General features: G+C 73.2%; 12 protein-coding genes. All 12 read right to left on the bottom strand.

Translation table 11 applies throughout. The features are described 5' to 3' along the window. Window positions 1-7: 7 nt before the first annotated feature. Window positions 8-487, bottom strand: coding sequence for a glycosyltransferase family 28 protein (locus tag D7044_RS03330; protein ID WP_199716455.1), 480 nt, complete (start codon window positions 485-487; stop codon window positions 8-10). A 223-nt stretch (window positions 488-710) separates the two neighbouring features. Then, the gene (locus D7044_RS03335) at window positions 711-1,970 is read right to left on the bottom strand and encodes a hypothetical protein (protein WP_120687940.1); all 1,260 of its coding nucleotides are present in this window, start codon (window positions 1,968-1,970) and stop codon (window positions 711-713) included. Further along, on the bottom strand, window positions 1,967-2,869 hold the full coding sequence (locus D7044_RS03340) for a sulfotransferase family protein (RefSeq protein ID WP_120687941.1): 903 nt from the start codon (window positions 2,867-2,869) through the stop codon (window positions 1,967-1,969). Before D7044_RS03340 ends, D7044_RS03335 begins: the two co-directional genes overlap by 4 nt. 8 nt (window positions 2,870-2,877) lie before the next feature. Further along, the gene (locus D7044_RS03345; protein ID WP_120687942.1) at window positions 2,878-4,464 is read right to left on the bottom strand and encodes a lipopolysaccharide biosynthesis protein; all 1,587 of its coding nucleotides are present in this window, start codon (window positions 4,462-4,464) and stop codon (window positions 2,878-2,880) included. Continuing rightward, window positions 4,461-5,699, bottom strand: a complete 1,239-nt coding sequence (locus D7044_RS03350) for an O-antigen ligase family protein (RefSeq protein ID WP_120688211.1) — start codon at window positions 5,697-5,699, stop codon at window positions 4,461-4,463. Before D7044_RS03350 ends, D7044_RS03345 begins: the two co-directional genes overlap by 4 nt. 120 nt (window positions 5,700-5,819) lie before the next feature. Next, window positions 5,820-7,430, bottom strand: a complete 1,611-nt coding sequence (locus D7044_RS03355) for a lipopolysaccharide biosynthesis protein (RefSeq protein WP_120687943.1) — start codon at window positions 7,428-7,430, stop codon at window positions 5,820-5,822. After that, a complete protein-coding gene (locus D7044_RS03360) occupies window positions 7,423-7,938 on the bottom strand; it encodes an acyltransferase (RefSeq protein WP_411710962.1) in 516 nt (171 codons plus the stop codon). Before D7044_RS03360 ends, D7044_RS03355 begins: the two co-directional genes overlap by 8 nt. A gap of 130 nt (window positions 7,939-8,068) precedes the next feature. Then, the gene (locus tag D7044_RS03365) at window positions 8,069-10,012 is read right to left on the bottom strand and encodes a delta-60 repeat domain-containing protein (RefSeq protein WP_233564880.1); all 1,944 of its coding nucleotides are present in this window, start codon (window positions 10,010-10,012) and stop codon (window positions 8,069-8,071) included. Between the two features lie 198 nt (window positions 10,013-10,210). Beyond that, window positions 10,211-11,920 (bottom strand): glycosyl hydrolase, encoded by a 1,710-nt coding sequence (locus D7044_RS03370; RefSeq protein WP_120687946.1) that lies wholly within the window; start codon window positions 11,918-11,920, stop codon window positions 10,211-10,213. 142 nt (window positions 11,921-12,062) lie between these two features. After that, complete coding sequence (locus D7044_RS03375; RefSeq protein ID WP_120687947.1) at window positions 12,063-12,887, bottom strand: shikimate dehydrogenase; 825 nt, start codon at window positions 12,885-12,887, stop codon at window positions 12,063-12,065. Beyond that, window positions 12,887-14,080, bottom strand: coding sequence for an endolytic transglycosylase MltG (gene mltG / locus D7044_RS03380; protein ID WP_120687948.1), 1,194 nt, complete (start codon window positions 14,078-14,080; stop codon window positions 12,887-12,889). The genes D7044_RS03375 and mltG overlap by 1 nt, the downstream gene beginning before the upstream one ends. Then, window positions 14,080-14,538, bottom strand: a complete 459-nt coding sequence (gene ruvX, locus D7044_RS03385) for a Holliday junction resolvase RuvX (RefSeq protein WP_120683915.1) — start codon at window positions 14,536-14,538, stop codon at window positions 14,080-14,082. The genes mltG and ruvX overlap by 1 nt, the downstream gene beginning before the upstream one ends. Window positions 14,539-14,593 lie beyond the last annotated feature (55 nt).

Below are 14,593 nucleotides of genomic sequence, written 5' to 3' on the forward strand. Positions count from 1 at the left end.
TCCCCGCTCACAGCAGTGTTCCCACGACTGTCGCCTCCGGGTACTGCCGCCGCTGCTCGTCCCACTGCACGAGCATCGCGGAGAGGAACGGCCGGCAGAGCCGCGCCGTCAGCGTCGCCGTGTCGATCCGGTCGTACACCTCGATGTAGACGGTCGGCACGCGCCGCAGCCGGGCCAGCACGACGAACGGCACGGCCACCCCGGCGCCCGTGGTCACCACCGCGGCGACCCGCCGGCTGCGCAGCACCCGCCAGGCGAGCACGGCGTTGCGCAGCAGGTTCGGCACGTGCCGGGTGGTGGGGTGGTGCGCGGGCACCAGCTCCTCACCGGCGAGCAGCGACACCGCCTCGGGCGTGTCGAAGGTGACCCAGCACCGTCGCCACTTCTCGTACCACGGTCGCAGGGCCAGCAGTTGGGCCAGATGTCCGCCGCTGGACCCGACCAGCAGCAGGACCCGGGGCCCTCCGTCCTCGATGTTCACGTCCACGCGACTCCCCACAGATTCGCTTGGAATTCCGGCCGGCGCCAGGCAGAAGCAGATCACAGGTCATCCGGCTGGTGTATAGGGCGACTGGGTGATCGATCGGTGTTCCGCCGGTGACCTCGGGGGACAACGGCCGCGGCAGTCCATCGACCGCCATCACGACGAGCAATTCTTCCGTCACGCTACGCCAACGGTCAACGCCCCTCGGCGCGGCGAACCGCCAGGATCAGACGTTATGTCGTTTCTCGATGACGTCCAGCAGGGCGGGATGCAGGGCGGCGTTCCAGCCCGCCCCGGCATCGGCCAACCGGAAGGTCCGCAGCCACATCTCCACCAGGTACGCGTCGGCCACCGCCTGGCGCCGCGCGGGATCGAGCCCGAGCTGGTCGCCGTAGCGGGCGAGTCGGGTGTCGACCGCCCCGGCGGCGGCCGCGGCCGGCTCGTCCCGCAGCACCACGGCCCGCTGGAACGCGTCGTGCGCCAGGTCGAACCCGAGCGGCACGTCGGGCGCGCTGTGCTCCCAGTCCCAGGCGACCAGCTCACCGGCGTGCCGGCCGAGGTTCCACGGCACCCAGTCACCGTGCCAGTGCCCGAACTCGAGCGCCGTGCCGCCGTGCCGCCGGGCCAGGGCCGCCACGGCGGCGACCGCGCGCCGCCCGGACGCGTCGGCGGCGCCCGCCCGGGCCGCCTCGGCGGTGAGCCGGTCGAGGAAGGACGAACCCGCCAACGGCCGGGGCGGCGACGCGGGACGGCCCCGACGGGCCACCGCGAGCAGCGCGGCGATCTGGGGCGGCTCGGTGAGCGGCACCGCGCGTACCCGGGGTGGCAGCGGCTCGACCACCGCGACGACCTGCCCGGCCCACTCGACCTGGGCGAGCAGCCGGGGCGTGGCCGGATGGTCCGGCACCCCGGTCAGCTCGGCCAGCTCACGCAGCGCGGCGGCCTCGGCGGTGACCAGGGCCCGGGTCGCGCCGTTCCAGCCGATCTTCGCGTACCCCCGGGGGCGACCGTCCCCGGTGAAGAGCGCCAGCGTGGGCTTGTGGTTCGGGTCCGGCGGGCGCACCCCGCAGCCGGCGTGCAGCGGACCGGCGGCCAGCGTCTCGCCGAGCCGTTCGGCCAGCAGCAGCTCCGCCGGGGTGACGCCGCCCGGCACCGACACGGTGAGGGTGGGGAAGGCCGGGCCCGCCGCGCCGACCCGGGACAGCCCGCCGAGCGCGGCCCGTACGGCGCGTACCCGGGGCGGCCGCAGCGCGTTGTACGCCAGCAGCGCCGCCGCGGTGGCCCGGGGCGCCCCGAGGGGCAGCAGGAACCGGGCCCGGGACACCGACGGGACGACCGCGTACCGGGCCGCCACCCGGTGACCGGCCGGCGGGGCGGCGCCGACGGTCAGCGTGACCCGCTCGTCGCCGAAGACGGCACGGGTCACCCAGCCGAGACCGTCGCCACGGGACCGGGGATCGCGGGAGGTGCCGACGGCGCTCGTCACGCGGCCCGGTCCGGCCAGTCGAGGTCCAGGTCGAGCCGTCGCCGCAGCGCGTCGTTGTGCGGCTGGTAGTACGCCGTCAGCTCCTCCCGTACGCCCGGGTCCAGTGGGGCGGAGCGCCGGTCGTTGTAGACCTTGAACTCCGGCAGGTCGTGGTGGGGCAGGCCGAGGAAGTCGAGCGTTCGGCGGTAGGTCGCTCGGGCGTCCCGGTAGAGGTTCTCGCTGGGCAGGAAGAGGAACTGCTCCGGGTCGAACCGGGCCAGCCACGGCTCCAGGTGCTCCAGGTAGCGCCCCCGGGCCCGGTAGGTGTACCAGTCGTACCGCTCGCTGTGGTGTTCCGGCTCGGCGACCAGCCGTTCCCGCTCCCCCGCGGTGCGCTCGTCCTCGGCGGCGAGGGCGTCGGCGAAGTCCAGCGGCTCGATGCCGTGGGTGCGCCGCTCCTTCCAGTGCGAGTACGCCCGCTCGACCGGATCGCGCAGCAGGACGATGAGCCGGACCGACGGCATGAGCGCGGCCACGCGCTGCGCGGCCAGCGGGTGGAACATGTACAGCGGCGCGGCCTCGCCGACCCGCACCGGCCCACCGTGCCGGCTCGCCAGCGCCTCCCGCTGCCGCTGCGTCGGAAAGTGCGACCGGTACCAGGGCTCACCCCGGCGCCAGTTCTCCTCGAAGTAGTGCGACGCCTTCGTGTTCCACGCCGGGAAGAGACGCGGCACCAGCGGGTGCTGGATGAGGTAGTTCCAGAGCGAGGTGGTGCCACCCCGCTTCGTGCCGATGATCAGGAAGTCCGGTAGCGGACGCCGGTCGCTGGTCCGCACCCCGTAGTCGACCAGGGACTCCTTCACCCGGTTGGTCACCTGGGTCGGCACGAGCTGCTTGACCCGGTCACGGATGGACGGCACGAGTTACCTCACCTGCCCTTCGTCGCCGCAGCGGGGCCGGCGTCGTCCGACGCCCCCTCCCGCCCGCGGATCTGTCCCATGGTCGCCCGGAGACGCCGTCGCACCCGGGGCATCGTCAACATGCCGACGCAGCCGGCCACCAGCACGGCCAGCGCCACCGCCAGTCCGGGGATGCCCCGCCCGGCGGCGAGCACGCCGACCAGCCCGGCCGCGCCCACCCCGGCGAGCGTGCCGACCGCCGCCCGCAGCAGCCCCGCGTCGACCAGCCGCCGGCCGACGACGGCCCGGGCGAACCCGGCCGCCGCGAGGTTCTCGGTGGCGATCCCCGCCGCCCAGGCCAGCGCGGCCCCGGTGGCGCCGTACGCCGGGATGAGCCACAGTCCCAGCGAGACGGTGACGAGCAGGCCGGCGAGCGCGGCGCTCAGGTGCAGGCCGCTGCGTCCACCCATCAGCAGCAGGCTCTGCACGTTGCCCACCCCGGTATTGATCAGCATGGCGAGGGCGAGCACGGTCATCGCGGGCGCGCCGGCGGCGAACTCGGGGCCGAAGAGCTGCAGGAAGGCCGGCCCGAAGACGGCCAGCAGCAGGTAGACCGGCCAGGAGAGCACCAGCGCCCAGGTGGTGAGCCGCCGGTGCACCGCCGCCGCAGCGGCCCGCTCACCGCGGCCGAGCAGCCGCGACAGCTGCGGCGACACCGCCACCCGCAGGCCCTGCATGGCCAACTGCCCGGCGAGGATGTAACGGCCGACCGCCCCGAAGACACCCGCGTCGGCCTGCCCGGCGAGCACCGAGGTGAGCAGCACCCCGACCCACATGCTGCCCGCGTCGATCGCCGCCGAGGCCGCCCGGGGCAGCGCGAAGCCCCAGAACCACGTCCAGTCCGCCCGCTGCGGCCGCAGCGTCGCCCCGCGCCCGAGGCCGAGGGGGCCGGCGACGAGCGCGAGGCAGACCAGCAGGGCGATGGCGGCCGGCACCAGCCAGCCGCCCACGCCGATGACGAGGCCACCACCGGCCAGGGCCGCCGCGCCGACCAGCACCGGCCGGGCGACCGGCAGCAGCAGGAACTGCACGCCGACGTACGCGCGGATGGGGCGTACGCAGCGCAGCGCCGCGAGCAGCAGGGTCGTCCCGACCACCACCGGCACCGCCACGAAGGCGAGCGCCAGCAGCGGAGTGCCCTCGGCCCCGGAGCCGCCCAGCAACCGGGGCGCCAACGCTCCGGCGCTCAGCACCCCGACGACGGCCACCACAAGCGCGACGACCAACGGCGGAATCAGCGCGACCGGCAGCACCCGGGCGGCGTCCCCGCGCGTGCCGGTCCGCCGCCGGGGCAGCGCCCACATCAGCCCGGTCTCCGCGCCCAGCGTGCAGACGGCGGTGGCGACGGTGACCACCCCGATCGCGGCGAAGAACGCGCCCGAGCCGACGGTGCCGTAGCCGCGGGTGATCACCACGGCGAGCACGAAGCCGAAGAGTCCGCTGGTCGCCGCGCCGATCAGCCCGGCCGCGCCGCTGCGGGCGCTACGCCGCGCCTCCGCCTCGCTGTCGGCTCCACCGCCGGGGGTGGGCTCCCGACCGGTGTCGACGGCCGTCACGCGGGCACCGCCGCAAGACGCGCGACGGGGCGCGCCGGACCGCGCGGTCGCTCCCGCACGCTCAGCGCCATGGCGAACGCGACCGCGAAGAAGGCGACCGCGAGGTTCTGGTTGGCCATGCCGTAGAACGGGATCTGCACGAGGCAGACCACCGGCACCACGGCCAGCCACTGGCCGGCCGCCGACGTGGCCCGGCCGCAGATCAGCGCCGCGGTGACGAACCAGGCCAGGAAGCAGAGCAGCGCGGGCACGCCGTGGCTGAACAGCACCATCCAGAACTGCCCCTGCGTGCCGATCGGGGCGTCCGCCGAGACGGTGTCCACGTTGACCGGGGCGCCGTAGCCGAGCCAGGGGGAATCCCGTACCCGACGCAGCACCTCCAGGTAGAGGGAGAGCCGGTCCGCGTTGGTGTCACTCGACTCGACCCTCCGGTTGATCAGGTCGGCGATCGGAATGAAGAGCGCGGCGATCGCGCCGATCACCACCACGCCGACGAGCGACGCGGCGACCCGGACGTTGCCGCGGAGGCTGGCCCGGACGCCGAGCACGGCCAGGCCGACGCCGAGGCTGAGGAACATCGCCCGGTTCAGAGTGAGGAACGCCGGCGGCAGCGACAACGGCAGCGAGACGAGCAGCGCCACCCGCAGCAGGCCGCGCCGGCGCAGCATGGTGAAGGCGACCACGCAGGGCAGCGTCATCGCGTACGCGCTGCCGTAGTTGTTCGTGTACGCGAACGGCGCCGCCGGCCGGTAGATCGGGTTGAGCGAACGCGCGCTGTACTCCGCCGTGTTCAGGTGCACCATGTCCTGGATGAACGGTGTGTTCGCGACACCACCGGGGAGCAGCACCTCCACCGGGGTGGTCATCGCCAGCCGTGGCGCCAGCACCGCGAGCCAACCCAGCACGACGAGGGCGAACCAGAACGCGGTCAACGGGGTGAGTACGCGCACCAGGTCGGCCCGTTCCCGGGCGGCGGCGTAGACGTACACCCCGACGACCAGCGCGGTGACGTAGAACGCGAGCCGCAGGCCGAAGGTGAGCACCGACCCGGCCGACTGGAGCTGGGTGGCGCTCGCCGCGACGAGGGCGAGGAAGAGCAGCCAGCTGCCCGACGCCGGGGGCAGCGGCACCCTTCCCCGGGTCAGCAGGAGCGCGAGCAGCAGCGCGCCGAAGAGCGGCCAGCCGAGGTAGAAGAACCCTGTCAGCCACCAGAGCGGCACCAGCCCGAACATCATCGCCAGCGGCCAGAGCGGCAGCAGCGGGGCCGGGCGCGGCGGCGACGGGTCGAGCGATCCGATCGGGCGCGACGCCTCCCCGCCCGGTTCGCTGGTCGCCGGGGCGCGGGTGGCCACGTCTCAGCCCCAGCCGCTGCGGGTGAGCACGAACCCGAGCGGGCTGACACCGGCGGCCCGCAGCCGCTCGACGAGGCGGCGCAGGTCGCCCTGCCGGGTCCGGTCCCGCTCCACCACCACCACGGCGGTGCCCTGCCGGGCGATCGCCACCCCGCGTTCGTCCGACTCGGCCGGTGGGGCGTTGTAGAGCACCAGGCCGTGGTCGGCGCCCTGGTGCCAGCTGCCGAACCGGACGCTGCCGATGCCCACCGTCACCTCGTCCGCGCCGATCAGCCGACCGTTGCGGGCGGCCGGCGCGGACCCCACCCGGGGCAGCGTGAGGGTGGCGTCCGGGTCGGTCGACGGGCGGGCCGCGGGCGGGTGCGGCGACGGCCGCCGGGCCGCGCCGGACTCCGCCGCCGGGCCGGTCACCACCGGCGTACCGGCCGCCCGGGGCTTCGGCACGATCGACCGGGCCGCGTCGGCGACCGCCGGCAGCCGCCCCCGGTCGGCGAGCACGGCGTCGCGCAACCGCTCGACCCGCCCGTGGTCGTCGGCGACGTAGACCTCCCGCCCCTCGGCGGACAACGCCACGGCCAGGCTGGCGGTGAGCGCGGTCGGGTCCTCCCGGGCGGCGAGCAGGGCGACCCGGGCGGGCTGGCGGACCCGCTCGGCGATCGCCATCGCCACGTACCGCACGTCGGCGTCGACCGCGCGCCGCCGGCCACGGAAGCGCTGCCGCCGCACCGTACCCAGCATCGGCAGGCCGGTGGCGTCCCGGGCGTCCCGCACCGACCGGACCCGCCGGTCCACCGACTCCCAGGCGTACGCCAGCACCACCCCGAGGAGGGCTCCGCCGAGCAGGCCGGCGATCACGAAGAGCGGCCGGTGCCCGGCGGAGGAGGCCAGCGCCCGCTCGGCCGTCTGGGTGACCCAGCCGGGATTCACGTCGACGGCGGCGATCTCGGTGCGCGCGGCGTTGAGCTGGGTCAGCTGGTTGTTGATCCCGGCGAGCTCGGCCACCGCGAGGTCCGCGGCAGCGGTGCCCCGGGCGCTGTTGGCCCGCCGCTGCACCGCGCCCTGCTGGGCGACCACCTTGGCGATGCTCTCGTCGTAGGAGCGCAGCATCTCGGCGCGTTGCTTCTCGTACATGGCGCGCCGCACGTCCAGGTAGGCCTGGGCGGCGAGGTTGACGGCCTGCACGGCGCGGTCGGCGTCGGGCGCCTGGTAGACGAAGCGGAGGATCTGCCCACCGGTGGGGACCTCCACCTCGAGCGCGGCGCGGATGTCACGAGGATCGCCGCCGACCGAGTCGGCGAGCCGCTGCACCACCTCGGTGCCGGTGGCGATGCCGCTCTCCACGTTCATGTTCACCGCGCGGTCGGCGGCCGCGCCGCTGGGGGTGAACGCGTCGGTGACCACCGGCCGTACCGCCACCACCGCGCTCGCGGTCACCTGCGGCGGCACCAGCATCAGGTAGCCGAGCGCGGCGAGCAGGCCGAGCGCCGCCGCGCCCGCGACCAGTCGTGCCCGGTGCAGCGGTACGCGGAGCAGGTCGGTCAGCGTGACGGTTCGCGCCGACCCGTCGCCGGGCGTTCCGCCGGCGGGCCAGGAACCGGAGGTGGTATCAGTCATTGAACTTCTTCACCGTCTGTTGGGGATCGCCGACCACCACGACGCCGGGCGGTACGTCACCACGCACCACCGTCGCAGCGCCGACCACCGAATCGCGGCCGACCCGTACTCCCTTGAGCACCAACGCGTGCGCCCCGATCCAGACGTTGTCCTCGACGACGATGGGCGCCCGGGTGGCCGGCGTGGGCGGGGCGTGCCGCTGCGCCGGCGGCAGGTTGTGGAAGTCGTTGTCCAGCAGCTCGCAGTCGGACAGCAGGCAGCGGTCGCCGACGGTCACCGAGGTCCAGGTGCCGATCCAGGTGGCGTTCAGCAGACAGTCGGACCCCACCCGGACCTCGCCGGGACCGGCGAAGCGGACCAGCTTGTTCACCCGGGTCCGGTCGCCGATGCTCACCCGCACACCACGGCGCAGGCGGATCCGACCTCGGATCTCGACGTCCCGGCCGAGGGTGAGCCGCCGGTAGCGGAGCCGGTACCAGGAACGTTTGACCGCGAACACCGCGCGCACGAGGCGTCCACCACGCAAGCCACCGGCGCCGACCAACGACCCCTCCCCACGTCCGCGGAGCCGGCGACGGTCGCCCGCCGCCGGCCCGGAGTGAACAATCTATCGATGTTTGGTCACGAACGGTTGATCCTCACTGCACGGAGAAGAATGTCGACGGTGTGGACCAGCTGAGTCCCGGCGCCGCCGGGGCGATCACCGTGACCGCCGTGCCGTCCACCGCCGGCGCGACAGTCGGGTCGAACGGCACGCCGCGCAGCGTCCCGTCGGTGGCGCCGTAGACGATCCGGTCGCCGACCCGGGCCATCCCGCGCACCGTGGACCAGGTGATCCCCGTGGTGGGCAGGGTGAACTCGGTGGCACCGAGGTAGTTGCCGTCGATCTCGAAGTAGCGGTAGTAGAGGGCGTTGGCGCCGGTACGCGTGTAGTAGAGCCGACCGTCCAGGTAGAACGCGCCCGTCATCGCCGCCGGGTTGAACCAGTCGTTGTAGCCGGAGGCCTCCCACGGCGCGCCGATCGCACCGCCGTTGAAGAGCGAGATGTCGATCCGGCTGCCGGTGGGGCTTCCGGCGACCGCACGCGACCAGTAGATCCGGTCGGCGACCCGCCAGGTCGCGCCCGCGCCGACGTAGTTCGGCTGGCTGACCGTCGCGGGCGTGCCGAGCCCGGCGCTGTCGAACGGCACCTTCGCCAGCGTCGCCGACCCGGTGCCGACGTAGAGGTTGCCGGTGGTCTCGGTGGGCGCGTTCTTCGGGGTGATGGTGCGCCCGCCGGAGAGCGGGAACATGCCGAGCCGGCCGTGGTACTCCTCACCCATGCCGTCGGAGTTGTGCCCGAAGTAGAGCCCGTCGGAGCCGCGCCAGAGCACCGGCACGGCAGAGCCCCAGGAGGAGGCGCCGGAGGGCAGCGCCGAGCCGCCGCTGCGCCGCGGGTTCCAGTTCACCGGCAACCCGGTGGCCGGGGTGACCGCGGCGATGCCGAGCCGGTCGATCGCCCCGGCCCCGGCGGCGTCGCTGCGGTTCGGGTTGTTCAGCCAGCGGAAGTGTCCGCCGAGGTAGATGACGTTGTCGGCGACCTCGACCGAGGTGATGGTGTCGTTGCCGGTGAAGTCGACCCAGGTGGCGAGCTGGCCGGTGCCGCGGGCGGCGGTCTCGAACCGGACCAGCGCGTCGCAGTACGCGGCCGGCCAGCCACCACCTCCGTTGCTGCCGACCACGAACCAGCTGCCGTCGCCGCCGAACTTGACGTCCTGCACGTAGTGCACGAACGTCTCGGGAGCGGCGCACGGCGGCACGAACTTCTCCGTGCTCCAGTCGATCACGCTCGGCGTGCCGGTCAGGGCGACGAGGCCGATCTGATTACGGGGCAGCCCGTCGAGGTAGAGGAAGTTGCCGCCGACGACCAGCGTCGCGCCGTCGAGTGAGACGTCGATCGTCCAGACGTACGGCGAGGTGCCGTGCCGGCCGGTGGTGGCGTCGACGGTGAAGCTCGGATCGATCGCGCCGGTGCTGGCGTTCAGCCGGGCGAGACCCGTGTGCGCCGTGCCGTTCAACCAGTTGAAGGCGCCGGCCACGTAGAGCTGGTTGCCGTGCAACGCCAGGTCCCGGACGTTGCCGCCGTCGGAGCGGCCGACCCAGCTGTCGAGGATCTCGCCGGTGCTCGGGTCGAGGGCCACCAGGTTCTTGCGCGAGACGCCGTTGACGTTCTTGAAGGCGCCGCCGACGATGAGCGTCCCGCCCGGACCGGCGACCAGCGTGTTGACCGCGCCGTCCAGCACCGGCAGGAAGGTGGTGGAGATCGTCCCGGTGCTCCGGTCGTACGCGAAGAGGTAACGCCGGGCGGTCCACGCGGCGGTCGCGGTCTGCCGGATCTGCGTGAAGCTCCCTCCGACGTAGACCAGGTTGCCGACCTGGGCGAAGGCGCGGGTCTCGCCGTCGCGGGCGTGCGGGGTGCTGTTGGCGGGGTTCGCCGCCACGAGGGTCGCGGTTTCCGGGGCGGGTACGACGGCCGCCGCGGACGCGGTCGGCACTACCACCAACGCGGCGACGGTGGTCAGCGCGACCGCCCCCGCCCAGATGCGTAGTCTTCCGGCGGGCTGCCGGCGAATCGGGAGCTCGGGCACGCTGCGCCTCCAAGGTGGATGACAACGCGCGTAGCGTGCCTCGCCGACCGTGGCAGACGGCATCCGCCGATTGGGCGGTCGGTGGATCCGTTACCTGACAGAACTTGCGAGGTGGCGGGTCCGGCCCCACCGGCCGGCTGGGGGCTACGGTCGTCAGCGGCCTCCCGGAGTGGGCTGGCGCAGGTAGGCGTCCTGCCCGGCCCGCGCGAACCCGGCCAGCGCCGCGGCGTCGTGGTTCATCGTCATGTTGCAGCTGGCCGTGGTGGTCGTCATGCCGGGCGAGTTGAAGTAGACCGCCGCCTTGATCTTCGGGTGCGCCTTCAGCGCGGCCGGGAACTCCTCGAACCACCGTCGCTTGGCGGCCGGGTCGGCGGTGTCGAAGTTGGTACCGAACTCGGCGAGCATCCGCGGCTTGCCGGCGCCGATGCCGTGCTCGTCCAGCCACCGGTAGAAGTTGCCGATGGTGGTGCTGGGGCTCTTCCACACCTTGCTGCCGTTGCAGACGTGGAAGTTGTACGGGTCGTACGCCACCCAGTCGACGTACCGGTCGCCGGGGTAGAGGCCGGCGTACCGGTCGTAGTGCCCGGACCAGCCCATCATCGTCCACACCCAGACCGCGTTCTGCGCCCCGGCGGCGGCGAACCGGTCGTGCACGTACCGCCAGGCGCGGACGAACTCGGCGTCGGTGCCCTTCTCCGGCTCGTCCTCCGGCTCGTGGTCGAAGCCCATGAAGACCGGCACACCGGTGTCCCTGATCCGGCCGGCCACCGCGTCGATCGTCGCGTCGTACCGGCCGCTGTAGACGTCCGCCCAGGTCAGCACCTTGCCGCTGGAGAAGATCCGCGACTCCCAGGCGAAGAACATCATCCGCCCCTCGCGCATCTGCTCGCGCTGGTACGGGTCGGGGAAGGCGCCGTTGCTGCCGGTGCCGGAGAAGTCGTGGTAGCGGTGCACGATGTCGAACTGCCGCCCGACCTGCTCCTCCACCTCGGCGACCGCCCGACCGTGGTCCCAGCCGTCGGCGGCGCTGGTCGGCGAGTACATGCCCCACCAGGCGCCGCAGGCGGGCACGAGTTCGGGCGACACCTCTCCGCAGCGTCCGGAACCGGTGGAGGCGCTCGGCGTGGGGCGCGGCGAGGGCCGGCTCGGGCTCGCCGTCGGTGTCGGTGTCGGTCGCGTCGAGGCGCTCGGTGACGCGCTCGGCGTCGGCGGCGTCGCCGCGGCGGTGGTCGGGTTGGGCGCCGGCCGGTCGCCGAGGTCGTAGCTGAGCATCAGGCGGGGGCGCAGCTCGGGGTCGCGGTTCTCGGTGGAGGCCCAGTAGATCCGCGTCTCCAGACCGGTCTGCGCCAACGCGAGCGTGACGGTGCCGTTGCCGGTCACCAGCGGGGACACGTCCCACTCGTTGAAGCCGGGTCGTACGCCGGTCACGGTGTCCACTGCGGGGCCCGGGGTCACCGGCGCCGGCCGGGGCACCGCCGCGTCGACCGGGGAGGCGTGCGCGGTCACCGTGGCGGCGAACGCCCGCCAGGAGTGCACCCGCAGCGTCGCCCGGACGTTGACCGCCGTCGCGGGGAGCGTGGTCACCGCGAACCGGATGACCGCGTCGCGGGCGCCGCGCGGGTTGCCGTCGCAGCGGGTCGCGCAGGTGGCGAGGGTGGTCTTCGCCGCGTTGTCGCCGTCCTGCGACACCCGGGTGGCCGTGGTGTCGGCGACCGCCTGGATCGACGTGTCGTCCGCGGCCAGCAACGGCATCATCGTCGCCACGATGCCGGTCACCACCGACGCGCCGATCACGCCGAGCGCGAGGGCCTTGCGCCGGGGACGGCCGCTACGGGGAAGGCGGTGCAGTCCGTGCCTGCTCACGGGAAACTCCCTGTGTCTGCTTCGGTAACGGAGTGCAGCGTATCGATGACAGCGACAGTCCGTGAGCAAGTCGGCGGGACCTAAGAGCTTCTTAACCGTCGGATAAGGGAGGCAACAGCGCCTCGCCGGCCGTCGACAGCCCTCACTGCCGCCGGGCGTCGGCGAGCGCGGCGGCCATCGCCTCGCGCGGCGCCGACACGCCGGTGAACTGCTCGAACTGGCCGATCGCCTGGGCCAGCAACAGCTCCAGCCCGGAGACGACACGGCAGCCGGACGCCGCGGCGGCGGCGGCCAGCGGGGTCGGCCACGGATCGTAGAGCGCGTCGAAGAACACGGTCCGTGGCCGCCAGGCGACCGTCGCGGCGAGCGGGTCGGCGACGCCCTTCGGCACCGTCGAGAGCACCACGTCGGCGTCCAGCCGCGCGGCGGCGTCCACCCAGGGCGCACCGACCATCGGGATGCCGAGGGCGTCGGCCACCGGACGCAGCTCGTCGACGGCGGCCGCTCGGCGGGCCACCACTGTCACCTCGCGGGCGTCGAGGCGGGCCGCCGCGGCGAGCGCCGCCCGCGCGGTCCCGCCGGCGCCGAGCACGGTCACCGGCGCGCCGCGTCGTACGCCCGCCCCGGCGAGCACCTCGACCATGCCGGTCACGTCGGTGTTGTCGGCGTGCCAGGCGCCGTCCGGGCGGCGTACCAGCGTGTTCGCCGCGCCGACCGCGACCGCGACCGGCGACGCGGTGTCGGCCACCGCGAGCGCCGCCTCCTTGCCGGGCATGGTCACCGACAGCCCGGCCCACTCGGGGCCGAGGCCGGCGACGAGGCCCGGCAGTTCGGATTCCGCGCACTCGATCCGGGTGTACGACCACCCGGCCAGCCCGGCCGCCGCGTATCCGGCGTTGTGGATCACCGGGGAGAGGGAGTGCGTGATCGGTTTGCCGAGCACCGCCGCCCGCCGTCGCACCGTCATCAGATGATCCCGGCCTCCCGGGCCTTCTCCATGTTGCGCTCGTGCTGCTCGAAGGTCTCCGCGAACTCGGAGTGCCCCGCCTTGTCGATTGCCACGAAATAGAACCACTTGCCCGGCGGTGGGCTCATCGCCCCCGCCATGGCCTCCTTGCCCGGGTTGTTGATCGGGCTCGGCGGCAGGCCGCGCAGCTTCCGGTTGTACGGGTTCTTCGGGTCGTCGAGCTCGGCGGCGGTCATGTCGCCCGACCGCTTGGTCGGCTTGCCGATCGACTCCAGGTAGTAGTTGACCGTGACGTCCATCTCCAGGCAGCCGCAGTCGAAGTCGCCGTAGACCCGGTTGTAGGCGACCCTGGCGACCTTGCCCAGGTCGTCCTTGTTGCCCGCCTCCGCCTGCGCCAGCGACGCGACGATCAACGCCTCGTACGGGGCGATCTTCCGGTCGCTCTGCACCCGGTCGGCGAACTCCATCTGCCCGGTGACGGTCAGGAAGTTCTGCACCATCAGCGAGAGGATGCCCTCCGCGGTGGCCTTCGGCGGGATCTCGTACGTGTCCGGGTAGAGGAAGCCCTCGACCGTCGGCGTGATCTTCTTCTTGTCGCTGCGCGTGAACCACCAGTCCGGCACACCGAGCCCGATCGGGTCCTTCGCCGCGGTCTCGAACTCCTTCACCGGGATCTTGGTCTTCTCGGAGAGCAGCTTGTAGATGTTCTTTGCGGTACGGCCCTCCGGGATCGTGATCCCGTTGACGATCTTGTTCTTGAGGTCGAGCATCGCGGTGACCGCGTGCGCCCCGCTCATCTCCTTGCGCAGCTTGTAGAAGCCGGGCTGGATGTTCTTGCTGCGCGAGTTGTCGGCCGCCGCCTCGATGAATGCCTTCGGGCTCTTCACCACCCCGGCGGTGAAGAGCGCGTCGGCCATGTCGGCGAGCAGGGCGCCCTGCTTGATCTCGACCTGGACCTCACCGCTGCCGCCACCGTCGTAGTCGGGGGTGACGAAGTAGTTCTGGATCCGGTCGAAACCGTAGAACGCCCCGCCGCCGATCCCGCCCAGCAGGACCATGGCCAGCAGCAACGCCAGGACTGTCTTGCCCCGGCCACCACCCTTGCCGTTGCGTTTACGGACGAAGCTGCGCCGGTGTCGGCCCTTCTCCCCCCGCTCCGCCTCGTCAAAGCCCAGATCGAGATCGTCGATCATTACGTCCGCCTCCGCTGCGCATCCAGCCAGCTCTGCAGAATCTCCACCGCGGCGGCCTGGTCGACCACCGCGCGTTGGCGCTTGCCTCGGACGCCACGCTCGGCCAGCCTACGAGAAGCCACGACCGTTGACATCCTCTCGTCGGTGAGCGTTACCGGCACCGGCGCTATTACATCGGCCAGCCGGTCAGCGTACGCCTTCACCTGCACCGCGGCCGGTCCGTGCCGGCCGGCGAGATCGACCGGAAGCCCGACCACCACCTCCACCGCCTCGTGCTCGGCGACCAGCGCGGCGAGCTCCACCAGGTCGGTGGGGGTCGCGTCCGGCGCGGCCGTCCGATCGCGGGCGACGGTGAGCAGCGGGGTCGCCAGCACCCCGTGCGGGTCGGAACGAGCCACCCCGATGCGTACCTGCCCGACGTCCACCCCGAGCCGGACTCCCCGCGACAACTCGGTCACGGACGATCACCACCCCGATCACGACGAACCGGGATGGACCCGCTGGTCCACCCCG

The organism is Micromonospora musae, assembly GCF_003626635.1.
GTDB classification, from domain to species: domain Bacteria; phylum Actinomycetota; class Actinomycetes; order Mycobacteriales; family Micromonosporaceae; genus Micromonospora; species Micromonospora musae.

Bases quoted from the DNA above. Each gene is read 5' to 3' on its own strand.
- D7044_RS03350 (WP_120688211.1), bottom strand. From the start codon at position 5,699: ATGATGTTCGGGCTGGTGCCGCTCTGGTGGCTGACAGGGTTCTTCTAC.
- D7044_RS03355 (WP_120687943.1), bottom strand. From the start codon at position 7,430: ATGACTGATACCACCTCCGGTTCCTGGCCCGCCGGCGGAACGCCCGGC.
- D7044_RS03375 (WP_120687947.1), bottom strand. From the start codon at position 12,887: ATGACGGTGCGACGGCGGGCGGCGGTGCTCGGCAAACCGATCACGCAC.
- mltG (WP_120687948.1), bottom strand. From the start codon at position 14,080: ATGATCGACGATCTCGATCTGGGCTTTGACGAGGCGGAGCGGGGGGAG.